At 37.1% G+C, this 24,600-nt stretch carries 25 protein-coding genes and 1 other annotated feature; of the genes, 22 read left to right on the top strand and 3 right to left on the bottom strand.

Annotated elements, in window-relative coordinates; all coding sequences use genetic code 11:
• Positions 1-278: 278 nt before the first annotated feature.
• The 3 genes from TEPIRE1_RS07615 to TEPIRE1_RS07605 all read right to left on the bottom strand — a co-directional run bounded on the left by TEPIRE1_RS07615 (position 279) and on the right by TEPIRE1_RS07605 (position 1,299).
• The gene (locus TEPIRE1_RS07615) at positions 279-653 is read right to left on the bottom strand and encodes a hypothetical protein (protein WP_231848280.1); all 375 of its coding nucleotides are present in this window, start codon (positions 651-653) and stop codon (positions 279-281) included.
• A 149-nt stretch (positions 654-802) separates the two neighbouring features.
• On the bottom strand, positions 803-1,117 hold the full coding sequence (locus tag TEPIRE1_RS07610; RefSeq protein ID WP_013778591.1) for a hypothetical protein: 315 nt from the start codon (positions 1,115-1,117) through the stop codon (positions 803-805).
• A gap of 2 nt (positions 1,118-1,119) precedes the next feature.
• Complete coding sequence (locus tag TEPIRE1_RS07605) at positions 1,120-1,299, bottom strand: hypothetical protein (RefSeq protein WP_013778590.1); 180 nt, start codon at positions 1,297-1,299, stop codon at positions 1,120-1,122.
• A gap of 124 nt (positions 1,300-1,423) precedes the next feature.
• On the opposite strand from TEPIRE1_RS07605, the gene TEPIRE1_RS07600 reads away from it, so the two are divergent.
• The 22 genes from TEPIRE1_RS07600 to TEPIRE1_RS07495 all read left to right on the top strand — a co-directional run bounded on the left by TEPIRE1_RS07600 (position 1,424) and on the right by TEPIRE1_RS07495 (position 24,515).
• Positions 1,424-1,900 (top strand): cell wall hydrolase, encoded by a 477-nt coding sequence (locus TEPIRE1_RS07600; RefSeq protein ID WP_013778589.1) that lies wholly within the window; start codon positions 1,424-1,426, stop codon positions 1,898-1,900.
• A gap of 14 nt (positions 1,901-1,914) precedes the next feature.
• A complete protein-coding gene (ypeB, locus tag TEPIRE1_RS07595; protein ID WP_013778588.1) occupies positions 1,915-3,264 on the top strand; it encodes a germination protein YpeB in 1,350 nt (449 codons plus the stop codon).
• 236 nt (positions 3,265-3,500) lie between these two features.
• Positions 3,501-3,977: a hypothetical protein gene (locus tag TEPIRE1_RS07590; protein ID WP_013778587.1), complete on the top strand. Its 477-nt coding sequence runs from the start codon at positions 3,501-3,503 to the stop codon at positions 3,975-3,977.
• A 144-nt stretch (positions 3,978-4,121) separates the two neighbouring features.
• On the top strand, positions 4,122-4,433 hold the full coding sequence (rplU, locus tag TEPIRE1_RS07585; protein ID WP_013778586.1) for a 50S ribosomal protein L21: 312 nt from the start codon (positions 4,122-4,124) through the stop codon (positions 4,431-4,433).
• A 1-nt stretch (position 4,434) separates the two neighbouring features.
• Complete coding sequence (locus TEPIRE1_RS07580) at positions 4,435-4,770, top strand: ribosomal-processing cysteine protease Prp (RefSeq protein ID WP_013778585.1); 336 nt, start codon at positions 4,435-4,437, stop codon at positions 4,768-4,770.
• Positions 4,771-4,773: 3 nt separating this feature from the next.
• Complete coding sequence (gene rpmA / locus TEPIRE1_RS07575) at positions 4,774-5,046, top strand: 50S ribosomal protein L27 (RefSeq protein ID WP_013778584.1); 273 nt, start codon at positions 4,774-4,776, stop codon at positions 5,044-5,046.
• A gap of 433 nt (positions 5,047-5,479) precedes the next feature.
• Entirely contained in the window at positions 5,480-6,139 is a 660-nt protein-coding gene (locus TEPIRE1_RS07570) for a Spo0B domain-containing protein (RefSeq protein ID WP_013778583.1), read from the top strand.
• A 48-nt stretch (positions 6,140-6,187) separates the two neighbouring features.
• The gene (obgE, locus tag TEPIRE1_RS07565; RefSeq protein WP_013778582.1) at positions 6,188-7,456 is read left to right on the top strand and encodes a GTPase ObgE; all 1,269 of its coding nucleotides are present in this window, start codon (positions 6,188-6,190) and stop codon (positions 7,454-7,456) included.
• 99 nt (positions 7,457-7,555) lie between these two features.
• Complete coding sequence (gene nadD, locus TEPIRE1_RS07560) at positions 7,556-8,170, top strand: nicotinate-nucleotide adenylyltransferase (RefSeq protein WP_013778581.1); 615 nt, start codon at positions 7,556-7,558, stop codon at positions 8,168-8,170.
• 2 nt (positions 8,171-8,172) lie between these two features.
• Positions 8,173-8,754 (top strand): bis(5'-nucleosyl)-tetraphosphatase (symmetrical) YqeK, encoded by a 582-nt coding sequence (yqeK, locus tag TEPIRE1_RS07555; RefSeq protein ID WP_013778580.1) that lies wholly within the window; start codon positions 8,173-8,175, stop codon positions 8,752-8,754.
• On the top strand, positions 8,751-9,926 hold the full coding sequence (locus TEPIRE1_RS07550; RefSeq protein ID WP_013778579.1) for an LCP family protein: 1,176 nt from the start codon (positions 8,751-8,753) through the stop codon (positions 9,924-9,926). Before yqeK ends, TEPIRE1_RS07550 begins: the two co-directional genes overlap by 4 nt.
• A gap of 17 nt (positions 9,927-9,943) precedes the next feature.
• The gene (rsfS, locus tag TEPIRE1_RS07545; protein ID WP_013778578.1) at positions 9,944-10,348 is read left to right on the top strand and encodes a ribosome silencing factor; all 405 of its coding nucleotides are present in this window, start codon (positions 9,944-9,946) and stop codon (positions 10,346-10,348) included.
• Positions 10,349-10,670: 322 nt separating this feature from the next.
• Entirely contained in the window at positions 10,671-13,121 is a 2,451-nt protein-coding gene (gene leuS, locus TEPIRE1_RS07540; RefSeq protein WP_013778577.1) for a leucine--tRNA ligase, read from the top strand.
• 371 nt (positions 13,122-13,492) lie between these two features.
• Complete coding sequence (locus TEPIRE1_RS07535; RefSeq protein WP_013778575.1) at positions 13,493-14,230, top strand: ABC transporter ATP-binding protein; 738 nt, start codon at positions 13,493-13,495, stop codon at positions 14,228-14,230.
• Positions 14,211-15,134 (top strand): SufB/SufD family protein, encoded by a 924-nt coding sequence (locus TEPIRE1_RS07530; RefSeq protein WP_013778574.1) that lies wholly within the window; start codon positions 14,211-14,213, stop codon positions 15,132-15,134. The genes TEPIRE1_RS07535 and TEPIRE1_RS07530 overlap by 20 nt, the downstream gene beginning before the upstream one ends.
• The gene (locus tag TEPIRE1_RS07525; RefSeq protein WP_013778573.1) at positions 15,131-16,684 is read left to right on the top strand and encodes a cobyric acid synthase; all 1,554 of its coding nucleotides are present in this window, start codon (positions 15,131-15,133) and stop codon (positions 16,682-16,684) included. The genes TEPIRE1_RS07530 and TEPIRE1_RS07525 overlap by 4 nt, the downstream gene beginning before the upstream one ends.
• A 19-nt stretch (positions 16,685-16,703) precedes the next feature.
• Entirely contained in the window at positions 16,704-17,333 is a 630-nt protein-coding gene (locus TEPIRE1_RS07520) for a helix-hairpin-helix domain-containing protein (protein ID WP_015295468.1), read from the top strand.
• A gap of 71 nt (positions 17,334-17,404) precedes the next feature.
• Positions 17,405-18,637 (top strand): MFS transporter, encoded by a 1,233-nt coding sequence (locus TEPIRE1_RS07515; protein ID WP_013778571.1) that lies wholly within the window; start codon positions 17,405-17,407, stop codon positions 18,635-18,637.
• A 178-nt stretch (positions 18,638-18,815) separates the two neighbouring features.
• Positions 18,816-19,622 carry an undecaprenyl-diphosphate phosphatase gene (locus TEPIRE1_RS07510; RefSeq protein ID WP_013778570.1) on the top strand — a complete coding sequence of 269 codons (807 nt, stop codon included), beginning with the start codon at positions 18,816-18,818 and terminating at the stop codon, positions 19,620-19,622.
• A gap of 59 nt (positions 19,623-19,681) precedes the next feature.
• Positions 19,682-19,892 (top strand) — a binding site (T-box leader).
• 64 nt (positions 19,893-19,956) lie between these two features.
• Positions 19,957-22,608, top strand: coding sequence for a valine--tRNA ligase (locus tag TEPIRE1_RS07505; protein ID WP_013778569.1), 2,652 nt, complete (start codon positions 19,957-19,959; stop codon positions 22,606-22,608).
• A 40-nt stretch (positions 22,609-22,648) separates the two neighbouring features.
• Positions 22,649-24,031, top strand: a complete 1,383-nt coding sequence (locus TEPIRE1_RS07500; RefSeq protein ID WP_013778568.1) for a bifunctional folylpolyglutamate synthase/dihydrofolate synthase — start codon at positions 22,649-22,651, stop codon at positions 24,029-24,031.
• Between the two features lie 235 nt (positions 24,032-24,266).
• Positions 24,267-24,515, top strand: coding sequence for a DUF2508 family protein (locus TEPIRE1_RS07495; RefSeq protein ID WP_013778567.1), 249 nt, complete (start codon positions 24,267-24,269; stop codon positions 24,513-24,515).
• Positions 24,516-24,600: the final 85 nt, after the last annotated feature.

Raw genomic sequence — 24,600 nt, 5'->3', positions numbered from 1 at the left:
TGACAGGAGAAACATTTCCTCTCACCTGTTTTTTGTAACCTTAAAACCGTATTTTGCATATATTATAGCAGGTAATGAGAAGCAGATTTAAAAACAAAATACCGGATGTAAGAGAAAGATATGTTTTGTGTAGCTTATAAAAAGGAGGGAATTGTAATGACAGATTCTCTAGGTACTGGTTATCACAAAGACAGATGGGCATTTGCCTTGTTTCTGATATTACTCCTTCTGCTTTTTGCAGATAACTAAAAGATTAGGTCGTGCTCTTTGAGCACGACCTAATCTTTTTTGATCTCATCAGATTTAGCTAAGTTTTTTGAATTATTTGCGCTGCCGTCTGATGTTGAAAAGGTTTTCATTAAATTAATGAGCGCGGCTGGATTAATTTTTTTATCACCGGTTCCTCCCATTGAGTCTAGCAGGTCAGCAGCCATTTCCTTTAATTCAGATACCTCGGATTTCGATGAGAAACCTCTTGTATCAGATTTGGAGTCTTGCGCATTCAAAAAACTAATGATTCCCAATAAATTACTTAGAGCTAGCAGACTTATTAATTCGTTGGCACTTTGGTCGTTCGGACCGTTGATTACTTTTAAGACTGTTTCAAGCAAGTCATTTCCAAAACCTCGGTCATCATTTTCTTCCAAACTCACCACTCCCTTATGTTTTAAAACAACCAGGTATCAAATGTGCTATATAAAATATATTCTTTTATTTATCTAAAAATGATCATTTTTAGATAAATAAAAGATGGCATAATAAGCCATCATATTTGGAAGTTTTTTTAAACCACTAATGAATATTACACATTATTTTCTGGTTCGGCTAAAGTATTTAATAAATTTTCTATATTCTCAGCTTGCTTAGCTAAAACATCTTTTTTGCATTCATCTATCTCTATTATTTGAGTATTTTTTTTTGACTGCCTAGATTCATGAATCATTGTTAAAAGAGTATTCAAGGCTTCAAAATTCATTTTATGATTTGGCTGTTCCGGCCTAAACACATTAATAGTTGTAATTAGAAAATCAAGCAGTTCCTGGCTTTTTGAACTCATAAAAGGTCGTATAGCTTTTAAAAGCTGCACATCGTTATCACTTATTGAAAAGGTCTTCATCTTTATTCCTCCGCTTCCTTTAGTAAAAAACTTCTTATAATTTTTATCATGCGATCAAGTGCCCCAAATGAAATAATAAGCAATAAGAGTATGAGAAAAAGCGTGTATGGATTTGAAATGGGTACAAAATTATTGTCGGAATTCTCAAGACCGGTGTTTTGATTTGTATTCATAGGATTCATTAATTTTCACTCCTTACTATGAACTTCTTTAAGTTATTATATGAATAAAGTGTATAAAAAGGTACCGGAATAAGTGCTAAAAAAATAAGCAAACTAAAGATAGCAATTAAAATGGGGTGATAAAATGTTCAAAACTAAGAAGTTAATTATTTCGGTGATTGTTTTATCTGTTGCGGTTTTGATAGGCTTTTTAAGCATAAATTGCAAGGCTCAGACAAAATCAGAAAATTATGCCGTTTCATCATGGGAAGGCGATTACACTCTTTTAGCTCGGCTTGTAGCCGGTGAAGCAGAAGGAGAACCGTATCTTGGTCAAGTAGGTGTTGCAGCCGTTATCATTAACCGAACGAAGCATCCTAAATTTCCGACGACGATAGCCGATGTAATCTACCAACCGGGGGCATTTGAATCGGTCAGCAATGGTTTGATATGGTCAAGATACCCATCTAGAAATAATTTTGACGCTGCTCGTCAAGCTATGAGCGGATGGGATCCGACCTATGGCAGTGTATTCTTCTGGAATCCTTATAAATCAGTTAGCCCGTGGATATGGTCGCGTTCAATAGTAACCAGAATAGGGCGACATGTGTTTGCCAAATAGAAACGGAGGGTCTGATGTTGAAAAAAAAATATATTTGGATAATTAATCTGCTAGTATTAGGAGGCCTTGTATTTGGCTACTGGTCGGTGTCCACCAGAGCATTTTCGGCGGAAAACGCTTTAGAGGCTTCTTATCAGCGAGGATTTTATAATCTACTGGAGCAAGTAAACAATCTAAATATCTTAATTTCAAAGAGTGAAGTTACGTCATCAAACGAACAGAGGATTATGATGCTGACTACGATTTGGCACCAGGCTGAAGGAGCAAGAACCAGCCTGGCAACTATGCCGTTGGGTGACAGAGATATGACAAATATGCAAAAATTTTTTGCACAGTTAGGTGATTTTTCTTATAATATTGCCGACAAATTAGTAAAAAAGGAAGAAATATCCGATGCTGAATGGGAGAAGATGAGGCAATTCAGAAAAAACGTTCAAAACTTAAATAAAGATCTTCGGCGTTTACAAGATGATGTAACTGCTGGCAAAATAAGATGGGAAGATAAACCAGATAGCTTGATAGCTATAAAGAAAGTTCAAGGTATGGCAGATAATTTTGAAGCCATTGATGAAAAGCTTAAAAAGGAAGTACCTACCATTACTTATGATGGGCCTTTTTCCGATCATGTCGAACAAGTGACTGCAAAAGCCTTAACAGGTAAGCCCATAAGTGAGAGCGAAGCTGCTGCAATTGCTCAACAAGCTGTAAATAAAGTAGCAAAAGGGGATTTTAGAGCTGATGTAGTTGGGAGAACAAAGGGGAATATTCCTGCATACACTATCGAATTTACAAAAAAGGGAAATACGACCCCTAATATTATTATGGATGTAAGTGAAATTGGAGGTCATGTGATATGGTTTTTAAATACCAGGGAAATAGATGGCTCTAAAATACCTATAAAGCGAGCACTAGATAAAGCAAAAACCTATATAGAATCTATAAATTACAAAAATATGGAGCCTACCGGTTCTATCAGGGAAAACAATACTGTAACAATATCATTCGTTCCAAAAGAAAATGATGTGCTATTATATCCTGATTTTATAAAAGTTGAGGTGGCTTTAGACACTGGCGAAGTTGTAGGGTTTAATACCCTGGCTTATTTAACCTCGCATAATAAGCGTAAGTTGCCTGAACCTGAAATTACCGAACAAGAGGTAAAAGATAAATTAAGTCCAAATTTAAGTATCAGAAGAATCCGACTGGCTTTGATTCCTGATGAAGCGTTAAGAGAAAAGCTTTGCTATGAGGTGGATGCAGAGCTAAATTCTGACCGCTATTTTATTTATATAAATGCTGAAAATGGTAATGAAGAACAAATTTTAAAAGTTGTAGAAACGGACAAGGGTACAATGACTATGTAAAAAACAGAAGTTGAATAATGGTATAAAAGCCCCCTATAAAACCAAAAGCCATGCATTAATATAAGCTGGACAACCATCTTATACGCATGGTTTTTATTTATAGGAATAGTAAATATAAATTCTTCAATAGCTCTAATCTTTCAAAGATAAATTTTTGTGGCGAATAAAATTTTGACAACATAATATAGATATAAGGTAATAAATAAGAGAATTGATGTAAGGGGAGAGGATATAATATGGGTGACGTGAAGAATTTTTCTCCTGGTTATGAAGATGAAATTACTACGCCGGTAATTTACCTATTGCTTATGGCCAATGTTTTAGGACTGGTGGTTTTTCTTGATGACAAGATGAGCAAACATACTTCTATTAAAAAAAACGGATATAAGAATTACCCCAGAAATCACCCAATGAAGCAAATTGTAAAACCGGTACCAACTATAAGTGATAAAAGTGTCATGTCAGAGCTGAACATCGAGAATAAATCAACTTCAGATGATAACATAAAGGAGATTTCAGATAAAAAAGATAAAGATAAAAATAAAAATAAATATATGGCGTTAGAGCAAATTGAACAAACAGTTAAGCAAACCGACAAAGAAATACCTAAGCACAGAGATAACATCATTAGATTTAAAGAAACTACAGATCATAATAAACAAATGGTTAAGCGGCCACTGGAACCATTAATTTGGCATTTTCCAACTAAATAATATAATAAGATATTAAATTGCATTGACATGTAAGGTTTTCATGTGCTAAAATATCGTAGGTGGTTGTATTATGCCTTCCACCGCACGGAACGGGTTTTAAAACAAGTTACCTGGATTCCGGCGAGAATAAGGAGGAGATTAATTATGTACGCAGTTATTGAAACTGGTGGAAAACAGTATCGTGTATCGGAAGGTGATATAATTCAAGTTGAAAAACTTCCGGCAGATGTAGGAGAATCAATTGAAATCGACAAAGTTATGGCATTATCTGAGGATAATGGTCTTAAGGTAGGGAAACCATGGCTTGAGAATGCGAAAGTGACAGCTAAAGTGCTGCGTCACGGCAAAAGCGATAAGATTATCGTCTTTAAGTACAAGCCTAAGAAGAATTATCGTAAGAGGCAAGGCCACCGCCAGCCATTTACGGAAATTCAAATTGAAAAAATAGAAGGATAGTATGATAAGGGTAAGAATAAAGTCCCATCCTTTTGGCGGTTATAAATCAATAGAAATATCAGGCCATGCAGAGTATGCCGATTATGGCAAAGATATAGTTTGTGCTGGAGTTTCAGCCTTGGCAGAAACCGCAGTTTTGGGGCTAAAGAATGTCGCTGGCATAAAACCTGTGGTTGATAAAAAACCAGGTTGTTTCATGCTAAAACTTCCTGATGATATGACAGCAGAAGAGTTTAAAAAAGCGACAATTATTCTTGAGACCATATTTTTAGGAATTCGAGATATTGCAGAATCATATCCGTCGAATATTCAGACTGAACTTATAGAGGAGGTGTAGCTGATGAATTTACAGCTTTTTGCTCAGAAAAAAGGCGGAGGAAGTTCGAAAAACGGTCGAGACAGTCAGGCTAAGCGCTTAGGGGTCAAGAGGTATGACGGGCAGTTTGTAAGTGCCGGGAGCATACTGGTTCGCCAAAGAGGCACGAGGATATATCCAGGACAAAATGTAGGTATGGGTGTAGATCATACACTTTTTGCTAAAGCTGATGGTTATGTTAAGTTTGAACAAAAGGGAAAAGATAAGAAACTCGTAAGCATATATGCAGCAAACTAAGCTCCTATAAATAGGAGCTGCTTTTTTAAGGTAACTATGGAAAAAGTTACCTTTGTTTTTTATTACCAAGCAAAGATTGATGCTGCTTTATAAAGTTAATTTAGACATAGAATGTCAGCAAATTGTTCTTAATTATAATAAGACATGCTGCATATTGACAATAAGTTTACGAAGATAGGATTTTTACATTAGAATCAAGACTGCTAATGTGTCAACAACATCAGATAGAATGGAAATACGGTTTTTGAGTATAAATTTAAATATCTGAAAGACCAGTGTTCTATTTTCGATAGAAGGATTTTGAGATAACAAAATAGAATACAAATAAAATACATAAAAAGTAAAAATACTAATATCAAATTTTATACCGTTAAACTTAATTATAGAAGTATATGAAACTGTTAGCGAAATTAAGTGTGAAAGGGGAATGGGTTTGTTAGACAAGAAGAGTTTTCCGTTTATAATTACAGTAAGTCAAATGCTTTCTACTATGGCAGCAATTGCCTTACTTAATCTAGAATTTGACGAGAAAATACAGATTATTTTGATATGTCTTTTTTTCCATGTAGCAGGTTTTGCGATGATTGACTTTTTTCATGGTCAAAGACAAATTTCAGGTGCCGCAAAAAGCCTTTTTCGAGTTTTTCGATTAACAAGACATGATTTTCAAAATCACTTACAAGTTTTATATAGTATGATTCAGTTGAAAAAATATGAAGATGCTTTAAAATATATAGATAGTATAAAAAACAAAGATAAAGAAGTTAGTTATATTTGCAACAATTTAACCAATGTTTCAATGATAACTTGCTTATTGGAAATGCTATATACCATGAAACAAAAAAATATAAACATGAGTGTAGAGGTAATTGATAAAGAACCTTATGTTCCACAATTATCAAAGCTAAAAGAAGAATTACAGAGATATAGTTTACAACTTGATAAGTTTCAGGGTGAAAAAGATATAAAGGTTATTTTAGGAAAGTCAAAGCTAGAGATATTCTCTAAGACTACAGGAGAACGGGTAATATTTAACACTAAACACATCCATTTAAGCGATAGCAAAACACCCGTGTTTAGTCGGTTTAATTAGAAGGTTTCCAATTATTACAGTAAAAACTGATTGATAGGTGTGATATAAATGTTTGTAGATCATGCAAAAATCTATGTAAAAGCTGGAGACGGAGGCAATGGAGTTGTGGCCTTCAGAAGAGAAAAATATGTGCCGCGCGGAGGGCCCAGCGGAGGCGACGGAGGTCGAGGCGGAGATGTAATTCTAATGGTAGATCCCGGCTTGTCAACTCTTATGGATTTTAAGTACAAAATTCATTATAAAGCAAAAAGAGGTGAACATGGTCAAGGGTCTAACAAATTTGGCCGAAGTGCCGAAGACCTTGTTATCAATGTGCCACCGGGAACTCTTGTAAAGGATGCCGAGACCGGCGAAATACTTGCAGATTTGGTAGAAAACGGAGAAAGTTTTGTTGTAGCTAAAGGAGGTCGGGGAGGTCGCGGTAACGCACGATTTACTTCCTCGGTTCACAGGGCACCGGATTTTGCCGAGAAAGGTGAGCCGGGTGAAGAACGTTGGATTGTGTTAGAATTAAAACTAATAGCCGATGTGGGTCTTATAGGTTTTCCCAATGCCGGAAAATCCACACTGCTTTCCCGAATGACATCGGCAAAACCTAAAATTGCCGACTATCCCTTTACTACACTATCTCCTAACTTAGGAGTTGTAGACCCGGGGCTGGGCAAAGGAAGCAGCTTTGTGCTGGCTGATATTCCAGGCCTCATCGAAGGAGCTCATGAAGGGCAGGGCTTGGGTTATGAGTTTTTACGACATGTGGAAAGAACCCGTCTGCTTGTTCATGTGTTGGACATGTCAGGCATAGAAAGAGATCCTCTTAAGGGTTTCTATGCGATTAATCAAGAACTTGTAAAGTACAGCAAAGAGCTTTCAGAAAAGCCTCAGGTGGTTGTGGCCAACAAAATGGATTTGCCAAAAGCACAGGAAAATTACAAAATAATCAAACCGATAATTGAAAAGTCCGGTTATACCATAATGCCTGTATCAGGAGCAACAGGCCATGGGATAAAGCAACTTTTGCAGTATATTGGAGAGATGCTTTCAAAAATACCAAAGCAAGAACCGGTAGAACATATTAAGCAATATAGAATAATAGAGGAAGAACCTTTTAAAATCAGTAAGGGCGGTCAGGTGTTTTATATTTCAGGTAAGGCGGTCGAACGATTGGTAGCAATGACCGACCTTGAGAATGAGTCGGCAGTCAAACGACTTCAGCGCACTTTCAAGAGAATGGGTATTGATGATGAATTAAAAGCCCAAGGGATTAAGAAAGGTGATACGGTAAAAATCGGTAATATAGAATTCTATTACATGGAATAAGGATAACTATATACTAAACCAAAAAACTTTTATATTGAAAGATTGGAGTTAAGCATGGTATAATCTTGATGATTTAAAGCTGTAAAGGGAGGATTTGTATTGTCAAACAACGAAAAGGTGGGTATAATGGGAGGAACATTTGACCCCATTCATTATGGCCATCTTGTCACAGCAGAAACGGCTAGAACCAACTTTAAATTAGACAGGGTTATTTTTACACCTGCCGGAAGGCCACCTCACAAAAAAGGTTATGCGGTTACATCTTCTGAAGACAGATATCTTATGACAATGCTTGCTATCAACAACAATCCTTTTTTTGAAATTTCAAGAATGGAGATTGAAAGACCGGGCTTAACTTATACCGTTGATACTTTAGAGCAGTTTTACAATGATTTGGGCAAGAATGTAAAACTTTATTTTATCAGTGGAGCAGATGCAGTTTTTGATATACTGACCTGGAAAGATGTGGACAAAGTTTTAAGTTACTGCACTTTTATTGCTGCAACTAGACCCGGCTATCCAATGGAACAGCTAAATCAGAAACTGATGCAAATTAGGCAAATATATGGCCATCAAGTTGTTCCCATGAAAGTTACAAGCCTTGACATTTCCTCGACTGAAATACGCAGGAGGGTTAAAGAAGGCCTTTCCATCAAATATCTCCTTCCTGAGAGTGTAGAAACATATATACGGAAAAGTGGTCTTTACAGGTGAAAATGACGCTGGAGGAAATGAAACGAAAATTAAGAAAAAGCATGAATGATAAGAGATTCTTACATTCATTGGGTGTTATGCAAACTGCAGAAAAATTGGCAGGTCGTTACGGAGAAGATATTGAGAAAGCCAAAGTAGCGGGCCTGCTTCATGATTGTGCCAAAGGGCTGGATATGGAGTGCCAGTTGAAACTGGTAAAATATTTTGGTATACTTTTAGATGATATTGAAAGACGAGAAAAAGTTCTGATACACGGACCTTTAGGGGCCGCGATAGCCAAAGTTGAATATGGTATTAATGACGAACTGATACTTACAGCTATAAAAGTTCATACTACTGGTGATGCAGATATGAGCCTGCTTGATAGGATAATATTTCTTTCGGATTTCATTGAACCGAACAGGTGTTTTCCTGGCGTTGAAGAGTTAAGAGTAAAGGCCTTTCAAGACCTTGACGATGCAATTATTGGTGCTTTTGATTCTACAATAAGGTATGTTTTAAGCAAAAAAAGCTTATTACATCCAAGGACAATTTTAGGCAGGAATTTTATTCTTATGCAAAGGGAGAGCGAGGGGAGAGTATGAAAAGGCCTTTAAAAATAGCTTTATCAATTCTTTTATTTATAGTACTTTCGCTGGGAAGCGGATTCTATTATACGCTTAGGAGTTTGAATGCACCATTGGAAGCCGGCAGCGATCCTAATACTTCAAATACCGATGAACTAGTGGAAGGCGGCAGACAAAATATATTACTTTTGGGCATGGATGCAGGTACCTTAGGAGCTAAAGAAGAACATAACCGGCATCGTTCAGATACTATTTTAGTAGTAAGTTTGGACAAAAAAAATAAAGATGTCAAAATTTTATCAATCCCGAGAGATACGAGAATAAGGCTTGGAGAATACGGAATTCAAAAGATAAATGCTGCAACAGCGTTTGGCGGAGCAGATTTAGCGGTAAAAACCGTAAAGAATTTTTTAGGTGTGCCTATTCACAATTATGTGGTAGTTAAGCTTTCAAGCTTTAAAAATATAGTAGAGGCCTTGGGCGGTGTAGACATAGATATTAAAGAACGAATGAAATACAGTGACCCTGCAGGTGGTATATATATAGATTTATACCCCGGGCAGCAAACTCTTGATGGAGATAAGGCGGAACAATTTGTAAGATATAGGGGTTATGCAGATGCCGATATTGGCCGCGTTAAAGCTCAGCAGCAATTCGTGGAGGCTCTGATAAAAAAAGCCCTTAAACCTGCTACTCTTTTAAAGCTTCCTAAAATCATAGATATAATTCAAGAAAATGTAGAAACCGATATACAACCTTTAGAGATGGCAAGTCTGGCTAATTTTGCAAGGCAGGTAAAGCAAGAAGATATAAAAATGTATATAGTACCGGGTGAGGGCAAATACATTTCGGGGACAAGCTATTTTATACCTTTTCAGAATCAGCTTGACGAGATGATAGATGAGATATTTTTTGATGATGGTAACATTAAAGTTGCCGTGCTAAACGGTAATGGCGCTAAAGGTGTTGCTTCTAAAGTGGCAAGTAAGCTCGAATCCCAAGGCTTTAAGGTAGTTACTGTGGCAAATGCCGATAATTTCGATTACGAAACTACCACTATAATATATCCGAAGGATAAAAAGAGTGAAGCGGAGGAAATTGCTAAAGTGCTTACGCAGGCACGGCTTGAAGAAGAAGCAGATGACAGTATTGTTCTTCCTACGATAATAGTTGGGAAGGATGCAAATTAATATATGGAGGGAAATGGATGATAATAGACCCTAAAACCTGTGCCATTGAAGCGGCCGGTATTTTAAAGGATAAAAAGGGTCAGGATATTTTAGTGCTGGATATAAGTTCTATAGCGGTATTTTCTGATTACTTTGTAATAGCTACCGGCATATCACCGATTCATGTTCAAGCACTGGCCGACGAAGTTGAACAAAGGCTTGTTGCAAAAGGATATAGATTTAAAAGCAAAGAAGGCTATAAAGACGGCAGATGGGTGCTTATAGATTTTTATGATGTAATTGTTCATATTTTTACTCGTTCTGAAAGAGAATACTACATGTTGGAGCGACTCTGGGCAGATGCAAAAACGATTGATTTACCGTCGGATAGCATTGACACTAAAAAAGACTTGCAATATAATAATAAGGAAAATCTAATATAATTATTTATTCTATCGAATCATTACTTAATTTAAAAGATACTAGAAGGAGTAGTAAGAGGTAGTTACTCTAAGCAGAGACTCGGAATACTGGTGAAATCCGGGAGAGTAAACCTCCGAACTCACCTTCGGCTAAGCCGACAGGCGTTAAAATGTTTAAGTTGGGCATTAAGGCCAATTAGGGTGGTACCGCGAGGAAGAGTTTCTCGTCCCTAACAAGGGATAAGAAACTTTTTTTAATTTAATGCATTAAAATATAAGCTTTTGTTAATATAATATAAACCTAGCTGCTTTTTGAATATTATTTACGAAGGAGGCAATTAAGTTGAAATACGATTTTAAACTTATCGAGAGTAAGTGGCAGAAAAAATGGGAAGAAAATAAGATATACAAAACCTCAGAAGATTATAATAAACCTAAATATTACTGTCTTGAAATGTTTCCATATCCTTCAGGGAATCTGCATATGGGCCATGTTCGCAATTATTCAATAGGTGACGTAGTTGCACGATTTAAAAGAATGAACGGTTTTAATGTACTCTATCCCATGGGGTGGGATGCATTTGGTCTTCCGGCTGAAAATGCTGCCATAAAGCATGGCATACATCCGTCTAAATGGACATGGAGTAATATCGATAATATGAGAACACAGTTAAAGCAATTAGGATTAAGCTATGACTGGGATAGAGAAGTTGCTACATGTCACCCTAATTACTATAAATGGACTCAGTGGTTTTTTTTATTGTTATATAAAAGAGGTCTTGCGTATCGCAAAAAGGCTTTTGTGAATTGGTGCCCATCATGTTCAACAGTTTTGGCAAACGAACAGGTGGTAGATGGAATATGTGACCGCTGCAAAACTGAGGTTGTTAAAAAAGAACTTGAACAATGGTTTTTTAAGATAACTGATTATGCGGACGAACTGTTAAATGATTTGGAAAAACTTCATGGATGGCCGGATAAAGTCAAAACCATGCAGCAAAATTGGATTGGACGAAGTGAAGGTGTGGAGTTCTCATTTAATGCTGAGAAAACGGGTGATAAAATTTCAGTATTTACCACACGACCTGATACGGTCTATGGGGTTTCATATGTAGTCTTAGCACCTGAACATCCGTTGGTAGAAACCCTTTCTTCTGGAACAGAGTATGAAGTTTCTGTTAAAGAATTTAAAAAGAAAATGGAAAAATACAACGAAATAGTCAGGACTTCTACTGAAACTGAAAAAGAGGGTGTGTTTACAGGAGCATATGCTATAAATCCCATGAACGGCGAAAAAGTGCCTATTTGGATAGCAAATTATGTGCTATTGGGTTATGGCACTGGGGCTGTTATGGGGGTTCCGGCCCATGACCAGCGTGACTTTGAATTTGCGAAAAAGTATAACTTGCCTATAAAGGTAGTTATTTCTCCGCAAGATAAAACCTTACATCCTGATGAAATGAATGAGGCTTTTGTAGATGACGGCATCCTGGTGAACTCCGATAGATTTAACGGTATGAGTAATATTGAGGCCATCAAAGCCATAGGTCGATATATGGAAGATATAGGAATTGGAAAGTTTGAAGTAAACTTTAAACTTAGAGACTGGCTGATTTCACGTCAGAGATACTGGGGTGCACCTATACCCATAATTTACTGTGATAAATGCGGTGTAGTCCCTGTGCGCGAAGAGGACTTACCGGTATTGCTGCCGGAAGATATACAATTTAATGGTCGAAGCACTTCCCCACTGCAAGAATGTGATAAGTTTTTAAATACAACTTGTCCAAAATGCCATGGACTGGCTCGCAGAGAAACCGATACGATGGATACCTTTGTATGTTCTTCTTGGTATTTTTACAGATATACCGATGCCAGAAACGAAGAAGAACCATTTGCTCGAGAAAAGGTTAATTATTGGATGCCAGTGGATCAATATATAGGCGGTGTAGAACATGCCATACTGCATTTGATGTATTCAAGGTTTTTTAATAAGGTAATTCGTGATGCCGGCCTGGTAACCGTTGATGAGCCTTTTGAGAATTTGCTCACACAGGGTATGGTGTTAAGAGACGGTGTCAAGATGTCAAAATCTATTGGGAACACTGTAAGTCCTGAAGAAATTATAGAAAAATATGGAGCCGATACTGCAAGGCTGTTCATACTTTTTGCTGCTCCACCGGAAAGGGATTTGGAGTGGAGTGACCAAGGTGTGGAAGGATGTTTTAGATTTCTTCAGAGGGTCTTTCGACTGGTAGAAGAATTATCCAATAAATTAAGTAATGCAGGGAACTTTGGAGAATATGATAAGGATGTACGCCGTATTACTCACAAAACTATCAAGAAAGTAACTGAAGATGTCAGTGAAAGGTTTAACTTTAATACTGCTATAAGTGCTATAATGGAAATGGTAAACGGATTAAATGCCCACAAAGATACTAACATTTCAAAAACCGTATTAAAAGAAGCTTTAGATAATCTCCTTTTGCTGCTAGCTCCTTTTGCCCCTCATATAACGGAGGAGTTGTGGCATACTTTAGGCCATAAAGAGAGTGTTCATCTAATGCCTTGGCCTAAATATGATGCTAATGCCATAGTGGAAGATGAAATAGAAATTGTTATACAGATTAATGGAAAAGTGCGAGATAAAATGAAAATTTCTGTTGAAGCCTCAGAAGATGAAATGAGAGAAGCAGCATTAAAACAAGAAAAACTTTTACCTTTATTAGAAGATAAAAAAATAGTAAAGGTTATTACTGTACCTAAAAAGCTTGTAAATATAGTGGTAAAGTAATTTATTTTAAGAATTTTATATAATTAGCTGTCCACGAGTAAAATAGACGGTGAAATAATATAACATTTTGTGTGGAGCACCAACGGAAATGATTGGTGCTCTTTTTGTGTTGCAAAACTTGAAAGATAAATTAAGATATTTTGATATGCATGCCGTAATTATTTTGATTTTACCCTATATCACCTTAATATTCCATATAATGGTTTTGAGTTATTTAAGAACGGCTATTTATCAAAGGGCAACTATTGTATGAAAGAGTAAAGTGAGGTAAAATATTAACAGGTTAACAATTACCCGTAAATAGCTGTTGAATAAATTTTTGTTTAGCTTTATGCAATATATATAATACGGAAGGAAAGAGGTTGAGAATTATGTTAAAACTCGAATCTGTTTACCTGCACTTGAAAAACGGTCATGAGGACTTTTCTATATTAGAAGATATAAATTTAGAGTTGGAGAATAATAAGTTTTATGCCTTGACCGGTCCAAATGGCGGCGGGAAAACGTCACTAGCCAAAGTCATTATGGGTATTTATAAAAATGATAAAGGCCGACTGATTTTTGATGGCGAGGATATAACAAATCTAAGCATAACCGAACGTGCCAAGGTCGGCATCAGTTATGCGTTTCAAAATCCTCCCAGATTTAAGGGTATGAAGATCAAAGACCTGCTTAAAATATCTGCAGACGAAAGCTCGTTAAGGGCTATGCTTCGAGCAGTAGGTTTATGCCCTCAGGATTATCTTGACAGAGAATGCGATGCAAGCCTTTCAGGCGGCGAGATGAAGAGGATTGAGTTAGCCACTGTTCTTGCAAGACCATCAAAATTAGTAATCTACGATGAACCGGAAGCAGGTGTTGACCTTTGGAGCTTTGAAAACCTACTGCAACTAATTAGAAACTACCATAAAAAAGGCAATGTAACAAGTGTGGTTATTACGCACCATGAAAGAGTCTTATCACTGGCGGATGAAATAATTCTTTTGGCCGACGGCAAGATAGCCGAAAGAGGTTCGAAGGATAAAATATTGCCACTGATACAAAAGGATTCAAGATGCTGCTGGCAGGCAAATTGTGGAGGTAATGATAATGAAATTGAATGCTATTGAAAATGAGCTTTTGAAAAATATTGCAGATTTGCATAAAATACCATCAGGAGCTGTTAATATCAGAAAGAATGGAGAGGGAATCATACGTCATTCTTCTGCCAATATTGAGGTTCGCCCAAAAACTGACAAGCCCGGCATCGATGTCATAATTGCGCCAGGCACTAAAAATGAGGCGGTACACATTCCTGTTTTGATAACCATGTCCGGAGTGGTGGATGTCGTATATAATACAATCATCATAGGTGAAGGTGCTGATGTAACTGTAGTCGCCGGCTGTGGAATTCATAATCCTGGCTCTAAAAAATCCCAGCATGACGGTATTCATGAAATAATTGTTAAAAAGGGTGCAAAAATGCGGTATTTAGAAAAACACTACGGTGAAGGCGAAGGAAGCGGTGAAAGGGTTTTAAACCCACAAACACTTGTCATGATGGAGCAAGACTCTATGGCGGAAATGGAACTTGTGCAAATAAAAGGTGTTGATAGCACTGTCCGCGATACAAAAGCTAAATTAGCCGAAGGGGCAAGCCTGATTATAACCGAACGTCTTTTGACCCACCAAAATCAGGAAGCGGTATCTGATATGACAATAGAGCTTAATGGTCGGGGTTCCAATGCAAAAGTTGTATCTCGCTCGGTTGCAAAAGATAATTCCAAGCAGGTATTTCGGCCAATAGTTATCGCCAGGGCCAGCAGTAAGGGACATGTTGAATGTGATTCTATCATAATGGATCAAGGCAAAATAAGCTCAACGCCTGCTATTACCGCAGAGCATCCAGATGCTCAATTGACTCACGAGGCTGCTATTGGTAGAATAGCCGAAGAACAGCTTCTAAAATTAATGACTCTGGGTCTTTCTGAAGAAGAAGCTGAGGATGTCATACTACGAGGTTTTCTGCAATGACAGCTAAATGCATAATGATTCAAGGAACTGGCTCTTCCGTAGGAAAAAGTCGATTAGTTACCGGACTTTGCAGGTTATTTAAGCAAGATGGATTTAAAGTTGCGCCATTCAAATCCCAAAATATGGCATTAAATTCATATATAACCCGGGATGGCTTAGAGATGGGCAGAGCTCAAGCTACCCAAGCTGAAGCATGCGGTATAGAACCTTCAGTCATAATGAATCCAATACTGTTAAAACCGCGTTCGGACAAAAATAGTCAGGTAATAGTCAAAGGCAAACCTTTTGGCAACTTTTCAGCGATGGACTACCATGAATACAAACCAAAACTGATGCAACTGATAAAAGAAAGCTATGATGAGTTGGCTCGGGATAATGACATAATTGTTATAGAGGGGGCTGGAAGTCCTGCGGAAATAAATCTTCGCGAAAGAGATATCGTCAATATGGGTATGGCCGAATTAGTTAATGCCCCAGTAGTTATTGTAGGAGATATTGACAGAGGTGGGGTTTTTGCATCATTGGCAGGAACAATGCTTTTATTGAATGATAATGAAAAAGCCATGGTAAAAGCCGTTATAATAAACAAATTTCGGGGAGATTTAAAGCTGCTTGAACCAGGTCTTGAAATGCTGGAGGATATAATAAAACGGCCGGTTTTAGGAGTTGTACCTTATGCCGATATCTATATAGATGAGGAGGATTCTCCTCAATCGGAAAAAGAACGGTTGATGCAAAAGTATGATAGAAGCGACAATGCCGATATGGATAAAGAAAGCCAATTAAAGGTAAAAGTCTTAAGTCTGCCTCGAATTACAAATTTTACTGACTTTGCGCCATTAGGTGAATTTCCGGGAATCCAGCTATCATATGTATACAATGGTCCCATTGACGATGCGGATATGGTTTTAATTCCGGGATCAGAAAATCCCAAAGAGAGCATGGAATTTATTCAATCAAGAGGTTGGGATAAAGAAATTCAGGAGCTTTCTAAAACGGGTGTGGTAATTTTGGGTATGGGCAGCAGTTATCCTTTGTTGGGAAAAACCCTGAGTTTTTCTTCGGACTTTGGAATAAAGGAAAACATAAAAGGATTAGGCTTGCTTGATGTGCACATAGAACTACAGCAACAGGATTCTATACGTGTGTTAGGGAAAATTTCAGATAATCTTCCGGCTCCAGCAGATGTTTTAAGCGGATCAGAAATAGAAGGTTATCGCATATATTCTGGAAATATTATACAACAAGGCAAAGAAATTAATTTTATAAAAACCTATAACTGCTCTGATAATTCATTAGACGGCCTTATATCAGCAACGGGTCGTACCCTTGGAACCTTTATTCACGGAATATTTGACAATCATGATTTTACCATGAGATTCGTAAACTTTTTAAAAAATATTAAACATGATGAAAGTGTTATCACAAACAATGCCAAATCTTTTGATTTTAATAAATTTAAAGAGGCTGAATATGATCGCTGGGCGGATATAATCAGGGCTAATATCGATATTAAAAAGTTATATGAGATAATAGGTATAGAAATATAGGGAAATTGATGGGGGTAAGGTGATAAAAGTGTTTGATTTTAGCAGGAGAGAAAAAATGCTTTTAGGTATACTGCTGATATTAATTGTTTCCCTAGGTTCTGTTACATATTATGTATTTTTCAGGAAGCCTCCGGAGATAGCATTTAAACTTCAGGAGGAACCTGCAATCCCTGTTACAGCCCCGGCTGCAGGAAAGGAGAAAATAGTGGTTTATGTTACCGGAGCGGTAAAAAACCCCGGCGTATATACTTTGGAAGAAGGGAATAGAGTAAAAGATGCTATAGAAATAGCAGGAGGTCACCTCCACGATGCTGATCTTTTACGGTTAAATCTGGCTCAAAAGGTGCATGATGAAGATAAATTATATGTTCCCCAAATTGGGGAAACACCGGAACAATCAGAATTCGAAGATACTACTTATGAGGCTACGGTAGGTGTAAGTTCTAAAAATGACGGCAAAATTAATATCAATACCGCAGGCGAAGCAGAACTTATTCAATTACCCGGCATTGGCCCTGTGACCGCTCAGAAAATTATGGATTACAGAAAAACTAACGGCTTGTTTAAGACTATAGACGATATAAAGAATGTTTCGGGAATAGGAGATAAGAAGTTTGAACAAATAAAGGACAAAATCAAAGTTAAATAAGGGTAGATATAATGTCTAAATTAATTTAATAGCAAACTACGTATAAATTTGCGAAAAATGAGGTGCGTAGGGTGGTGAACAGCGAATCCAAGGAACAGCTTAACTCAGTCATTGCTGTTATAACTATATTTGGCGTTATTAGTTTACTAGGCGATATGGTCTATGAAAGTGCCCGTAGCGCAAATAGTCAGTACTTCAATTTACTTGGCATTAATGCTGCACAAGTTGGATTGATTTTTGGTATAGGAGAATTTTTAGGATATTTTTTACGGCTAATAGCTGGTATTCTGTCAGATAAGAGCGGAAAACACTGGCTTTTTATTTTTACAGGCTATGGCATGTTAATAGCTGTGCCTTTAATGGGCCTCACAATGAATTGGAATATTCTTATTATACTTATTCTTGCAGAGCGCATAGGAAAATCTCTGCGCAATCCTGCAAAAGATACAATATTGTCTGCAGTTGCTGAAAATCAGGTTGGAACTGGATTTGCTTTTGGCCTTCAGGAAGCACTGGATCAAATCGGCGCATTTACCGGCCCTCTAATTTTTACTTTAGTTTTTTATTTTACCGCTGAAAATAGGGTTGTCCAGTACCAATTAGGTTATAAATTACTCTTGATACCGTTTATTGCTCTAATGTTTTTTGTAACCTTTGCATATTTTAAGACTGAAAGAGAAAAATTAATCCGCTCTATTAAGCAAAGAGAATTTTATACTGAAAATCTAAGACCGACATTCTGGATATATACTGCTTTTACATTCTTTTGCACTTTGGGATTTGTTAATTTCAGTGTCATCGGCTATCATTTAAAAGCAAATAATTTGCTATCCGATGGAAATATAACTCTCTTATATTCATGTGCTATGATTGTAGATGCAATAACAGCACTTGTTATCGGCAGAGCATATGACCAAATGAAAAAGAAAGCAAAAACAAAAACAGGAGGTCTATTAGTACTTATTGCCGTACCATTTATCACACTCTTAATTCCATTTTTGACATTTAGCACATCTTCGACAATGATTATTATTGGTATGATAATTTTCGGGATTGTCATAGGAACCCATGAGACGATTATGCGTTCGGCTATTGCGGATATTACACCATTTAACAAGCGAGGCACAAGCTACGGAGTGTTTAATGCATGCTATGGTTTGGCACTCCTAGGTGGATCGGCTTTGGTGGGGTTTTTATATGACCTTAATAAACTGGGGATTATTAAGATGTTTACTTGTATCACGGAAATGATTGCAATTTTACTGTATTTCAAAATGAGCCAAATGATTAAGTCTGGCCAATAAAAAGTAAATAAAATATTTAATCTAATTATTTTTATTGTAATTTCTGCTAAGAGCTAAATTTGACCAAAAAGCCATTCATTGACCTTGCAGAGCAAGAAAGATATAATAAAGAAGATATAATAAAAGCAAAATACTAAGTAGCAACTTCGCAAGTGACTTGCAAAAAGGGAGGAGAAATATGAGCTTATTGTTTAAAGCTGCAGTAATGGGAATAGTTGAAGGCATTACGGAATTTTTACCGATATCTTCTACAGGTCACATGATTATTGTGGGAGATTTTATAGATTTTAAGGGCAACAGCTTTCATACGATGTTTGAAATTGTTATTCAGCTAGGTGCTATCCTTGCGGTAGTTTATTATTATCGATATAAAATCATTGATTCTATCAAGCATATCAGACCTGGTGAGAAGGGTTTTGAATTATGGTTTAAAATTTTCATCGCTTTTTTACCGGCAGCAGTTATAGGCCTTTTAATAAATGATGTCATAGAAAAGTATCTGTTTTCATCATTTACTGTCGCTATAGCTCTTGTAGTCGGGGGCTTTTTAATGATATTGGCGGAAAATTATTTTGGCCGCAGCGGTTTAAATGATATGGATAAAACCGATTTAGGACAGGCTTTTATCATTGGCATAGGCCAATGCCTTGCATTAATACCAGGTATGTCAAGATCGGCTTCAACTATTATGGGTGGCATGGCTGCGGGACTTTCAGTAAAGGCAGCTGCGGAGTTTTCTTTTTTTCTTGCTATTCCGACTATGGTAGCTGCAACCGGGTTTTCTTTGTTTAAAGGATATTCCGGTACAAGTCCTCTGGAACTGCAAGCATTAGTCGTAGGTTTTGTAGTATCTTTTATCGTTGCACTGCTGGCAGTTGATAGGTTCCTTTCATATTTAAAACAGCATTCTCTCAAGCCTTTTGCTTATTATCGGATTGTTGTAGGTATTATTATGATTTTATTGATTACTACTGGTATATTGTAATTGATTGATGATGTGTGCAAGTATTGACAAAGGCTTGTAACATAAGTAGAATAAAGGAAAAGAATGTTTTGATAGGGAGGAGTAGAAGTAATCTTCCAGAAAGAGAGGAAGGTCAAGGCTGAAAGCCTTCCGGGAGTAGCTTTGAAGGTCGCCCTGGAGCAGCTTCGGTGAATAAAATTAAGTAGCCGAAGACGGTTATGCCCGTTAAAGCTTAAAGTGCCGGTATAGGAATTAAGGTGGTACCGCGAAAGCGAGTCTTTCGTCCTTTAGAGGGTGAAAGGCTTTTTGATTTTACGATAGTAATTTAAAGTAGCAAAGTATAGGAGTGTGTGATATGCAAAAAAATTTACCTTCTGTTTACGATCCCAAAGAGGTAGAGGATAAATGGTATGAGTTTTGGGAAAAAGAAAATCTTTTTCATGCTGAAATAGATTCAAAAAAGCGACCTTTTACAATTGTTATTCCACCACCTAATGTGACCGGCCAACTCCATATGGGTCATGCATTAAATAATACACTGCAGGATATCTTGATCAGGACTAAGCGGATGCAAGGCTATTCGGCACTGTGGCTGCCTGGCACTGATCATGCAGGGATAGCTACTGAAGCGAAAGTAAAAGAGCAGTTAGCTGATGAAGGTTTATCCAAATATGATTTAGGAAGAGAAAAATTTCTGGAAAGAGTGTGGGAATGGAAGGAAAAATATGGTGACACGATTATTAATCAATTGAAAAAGCTTGGTTCTTCGTGTGATTGGTCAAGACTCAGGTTTACTATGGATGAAGGTTTAAGTAAGGCTGTTAGGGAAGTCTTTGTTCGTTTATATGAAAAGGGCCTTATATATCGCGGCCACTATATTGTCAACTGGTGTCCAACTTGTAAGACAACACTTTCAGATATTGAAGTAGAGCATGAAGATCGCAATGATAAGCTGTATTATGTAAAGTATCCATATAAAGATGGTTCGGGTTATCTAACGGTTGCTACCACCCGACCTGAAACAATTTTGGGAGATACGGCAGTGGCTGTAAATCCTAATGATGAACGTTACAAGGGCATAATTGGCAAAACTGTAATTCTACCAATAGTAGAAAAAGAAATCCCCGTTATTGGTGACTCTTACGTAGATACGGAATTTGGTACAGGAGCTGTGAAGGTGACACCCGGCCATGATCCAAATGATTTTGAAATGGGTCTTCGCCACAGCCTTCCGATAATTATTGTTATAGATGATAATGGCATAATGAATGATAATGCAGGGAAATTCAAAGGCATGGATAGATTTGATTGCAGGAAAGCCATAGTGGAAGAATTGCAGCAAGAAGGTTTTTTTGAAAAAATGGAAGATTTAAATCATAGTGTAGGCCATTGTTATCGCTGTCATACCATTGTAGAACCGGTAGTTTCTAAGCAATGGTTTGTAAAAATGGAACCTCTTGCAAAACCAGCAATTGATGTTGTAAAACAAGGGGAAGTAAAGTTTGTTCCGGAAAGATTTGCAAAAATATACCTGAATTGGCTTGAGAATATCAGAGATTGGTGTATATCACGACAGCTTTGGTGGGGGCACAGGATTCCGGCGTGGTACTGCCAAGAATGTGGTGAAACAATGGTATCTAGGGATGATGTAAAAGTATGCACAAAATGTGGCAGCAGCAATATTGAGCAGGACCCTGATGTACTTGACACATGGTTTAGTTCAGCACTATGGCCATTTTCAACCTTGGGCTGGCCGGAAGATACGCCTGATTTAAAGTATTTTTATCCTACTTCGGTGTTAGTTACGGCATATGATATCATATTTTTTTGGGTTGCCAGGATGATTTTTTCAGCTATGGAATTTATGAAAAAACCTCCCTTTGAGTATGTGGTAATAACAGGGCTTGTGAGAGATGCCCAAGGCAGGAAGATGAGTAAATCCTTAGGAAACGGCATCGATCCTCTGGAGGTTATTGATAAGTACGGAGCAGATACTTTAAGATTTACCTTATGCACTGGCAATGCACCCGGCAATGATATGCGGTTCTACTGGGAAAAAGTCGAATCAAGTCGTAATTTTGCAAATAAAATTTGGAATGCCTCTCGATTTATAATGATGAATCTTGAGGATTTTACGCCGGGCGAAATTGATTTGAGTAAATTAGCTTTAAAGGATCGTTGGATATTAAAGCGAATTAATGACGTGACACGTGATGTCACAGATTCCCTGGAAAAATTTGAAATAGGTATGGCTGCTCAGAAGATTTATGACTTTTTCTGGAATGAATTTTGTGATTGGTATATAGAAATGGCTAAAATAGATTTATATGGCAAAAATAGTGGGGCTAGGAGAATTACCCAGTTAGTTTTGGTTAATGTGGTAGAACAGGCCTTAAAATTGCTGCATCCCTTTATGCCGTTTATTACTGAAGAAATTTGGCAGCATATTTCCCGTGAAGGGCTTAGCATAATGGTATCTTCATGGCCTGAATATAAACCTGAGTGGGAGTTCGAGGATGTCGACCAGATGGAACTGGTAATGGATGCAGTAAGGGGTATAAGGAACATCCGAGCAGAAATGAATGTCCCGCCGAGCAAACAAGCATCGGCTTTAGTCAGGGTGAGCAGTTCTTCGGTTAAGGATATACTAAGAGGCAATCTTGACATAATTTATAGTCTTGCCAAGGTATCTAAAATGGAATTTGGAGAAGAAGACTTACAAATTCCGCATAAAGCTGTATCTTGTGTGATTAAGGGCGCGGAAATATTCATTCCGATGGAGGGTCTGGTAGATTTAGATACTGAAATTGCAAGACTTGAAAAGGAAAAGTCAAATCTGAAGAACGAAATTGAAAGGGTAAATAAAAAGTTAAGCAATCAAGGATTTTTGGAAAAGGCTCCTCAAGATATAGTTGAAAAAGAGCAACAAAAGCAAAAAGATTATCAAGAAATGCTGCAGAAAGTAGAACAAAGGTTAAAAATGATGGCAGATCTGTCTTCAAAATAAGGCTTAAATTATTTTATTTTTTATGGAAGGGAAAGAATATATGCTAAGCTATAACCAGGCGCTAGACTTTATTCATGGTCTCAATAGATTCGGTACAAAACTCGGTCTTCAAAATATCACAAAACTTTTAGAGATTCTAGGCAATCCGCATAAAGGAATTAAAATAATACATGTTGCCGGTACTAACGGAAAGGGTTCTACATGTGCGATGATTGATTCAATTTTAAGGTCTGCAGGCTTTAAGGTAGGTCTGTATACATCGCCATACCTTGAGGTTTTTAATGAGCGGATGCGGGTAAATGGTGAAAATATTTCTGATGATGATTTAGCAAGGCTTGCGGACAAGGTATATGCAGCGGTAATGTATATGCGTGAAAATAATCTTGGCTCTCCAACAGAATTTGAGGTTGTTACAGCTATAGGATTCCTATACTTCAAAGAACAGGCAGTAGATTTTCTTGTGCTGGAGGTGGGCATGGGAGGAAGGCTTGATGCAACAAATGTTGTTACACCAATGGTAAGCGTAATCACTCCAATTAGCCTCGATCATCAACAATATCTCGGTAATACGCTGGAGGATATTGCCCGGGAAAAATGCGGTATAATAAAGCCCGGCATTCCGGTTGTAACAAGTCCGCAAGAATATGAAGCTATGAGAGCAATTAAAGAAGTCAGTAATTCACTGAATTGCAAGCTAATAAAGGTGAGCAATGAACAAGCTCGAGAATCATGTGAAACAGTATACTATCATCTGATAAGTGATGACGAAAAAGGATTAGTTTTTGATTTAAAAACTCCAGAAAATACTTTTACAGGCCTTAAAATTCAGCTAATCGGCAGACACCAGTTAGATAATGCTGCTACAGCTGTTGCCGCAATTGAAGTATTAAATATGCAGGGAATTAAGATAAAAAGTGATGCGATATATTCCGGCCTTAGAAATGCAAGGTGGCCGGGAAGGCTTGAGTTAATATCTGAAAATCCGACTATTCTAATTGATGGTGCTCATAATATAGCTGGAATAAAAACACTAAAAGAAGCGTTAAATCAATATTACAGCAACAGAAAAAAAATCTTGGTAACAGGTATTTTGGCGGATAAAGACTATAAAGAGATGCTGCGTGATATAGTTCCTGTGGCAGACATTATTATTACCACGGCACCGAATAACCCGCGAGCCTTAACTGCATGCGAATTGGCTGATATTATAGCCGAATTATTTGGTGATAGTGTTGTTCAGATGAATGTTAAAGATTTGGATATTGAAAAAAAGATAAGTAACAATACTGCGATTCAAGTGTATGCTGAAGAAAAGATAGAAGATGCTGTAAAGCTTGCTAAAACTTTAGCTAATTCGGAAGATATGATTGTTTTTGCAGGCTCATTGTACATGATAGGTTATGTCAGGACTTTACTAAGATAAAAATGACAAAAGAGATATTAAATTTAAATCAAAAGCAGATACTTGCCCGAACAAAAAGTTACAAAAGAATAGAATAAGGACGACAATATTTATGAATTAAGGATTGCTTTAATTATCATCGAAAATATAAGTTAAGCAGCTGTTATTTTTTAATCTAAAAATACAGCTGCTTTTTTGCAAATATATCCTCTTTCTCGCATATATATATTATAAACTTATCAGAGGAGAGGGTATTATGACTCAAACTTCTGACACTAATCATGAAAATTTGGAGGCTCTAATAGCTGAAATTGAAAAAGCCTGTCTGGAAATGTATCTATCAGAAAGAGCCTTTCAATGGGCTCAAAATGATCCTGAGGCGGTAGATCTAGCTATTATAAGAAAGCAAGCAGCAGTTGAGCATTTTGACTTTCTAATAAAGCAGGCAAAAAAAACAGGCCTGAAATTAGATAAGAACCAGCTAATTAATAAAATATTAAAATGAGCTTTAGGTTATATGGCAGGATGATGTTTTACTTATGCTGAATATAAATTAAAGCATCATCCCGTTTCTGTTTTCTTGCTGTAAC

This window comes from Tepidanaerobacter acetatoxydans Re1, assembly GCF_000328765.2.
GTDB classification, from domain to species: domain Bacteria; phylum Bacillota; class Thermosediminibacteria; order Thermosediminibacterales; family Tepidanaerobacteraceae; genus Tepidanaerobacter; species Tepidanaerobacter acetatoxydans.
This window is presented reverse-complemented; position numbering and strand designations above follow the sequence as displayed.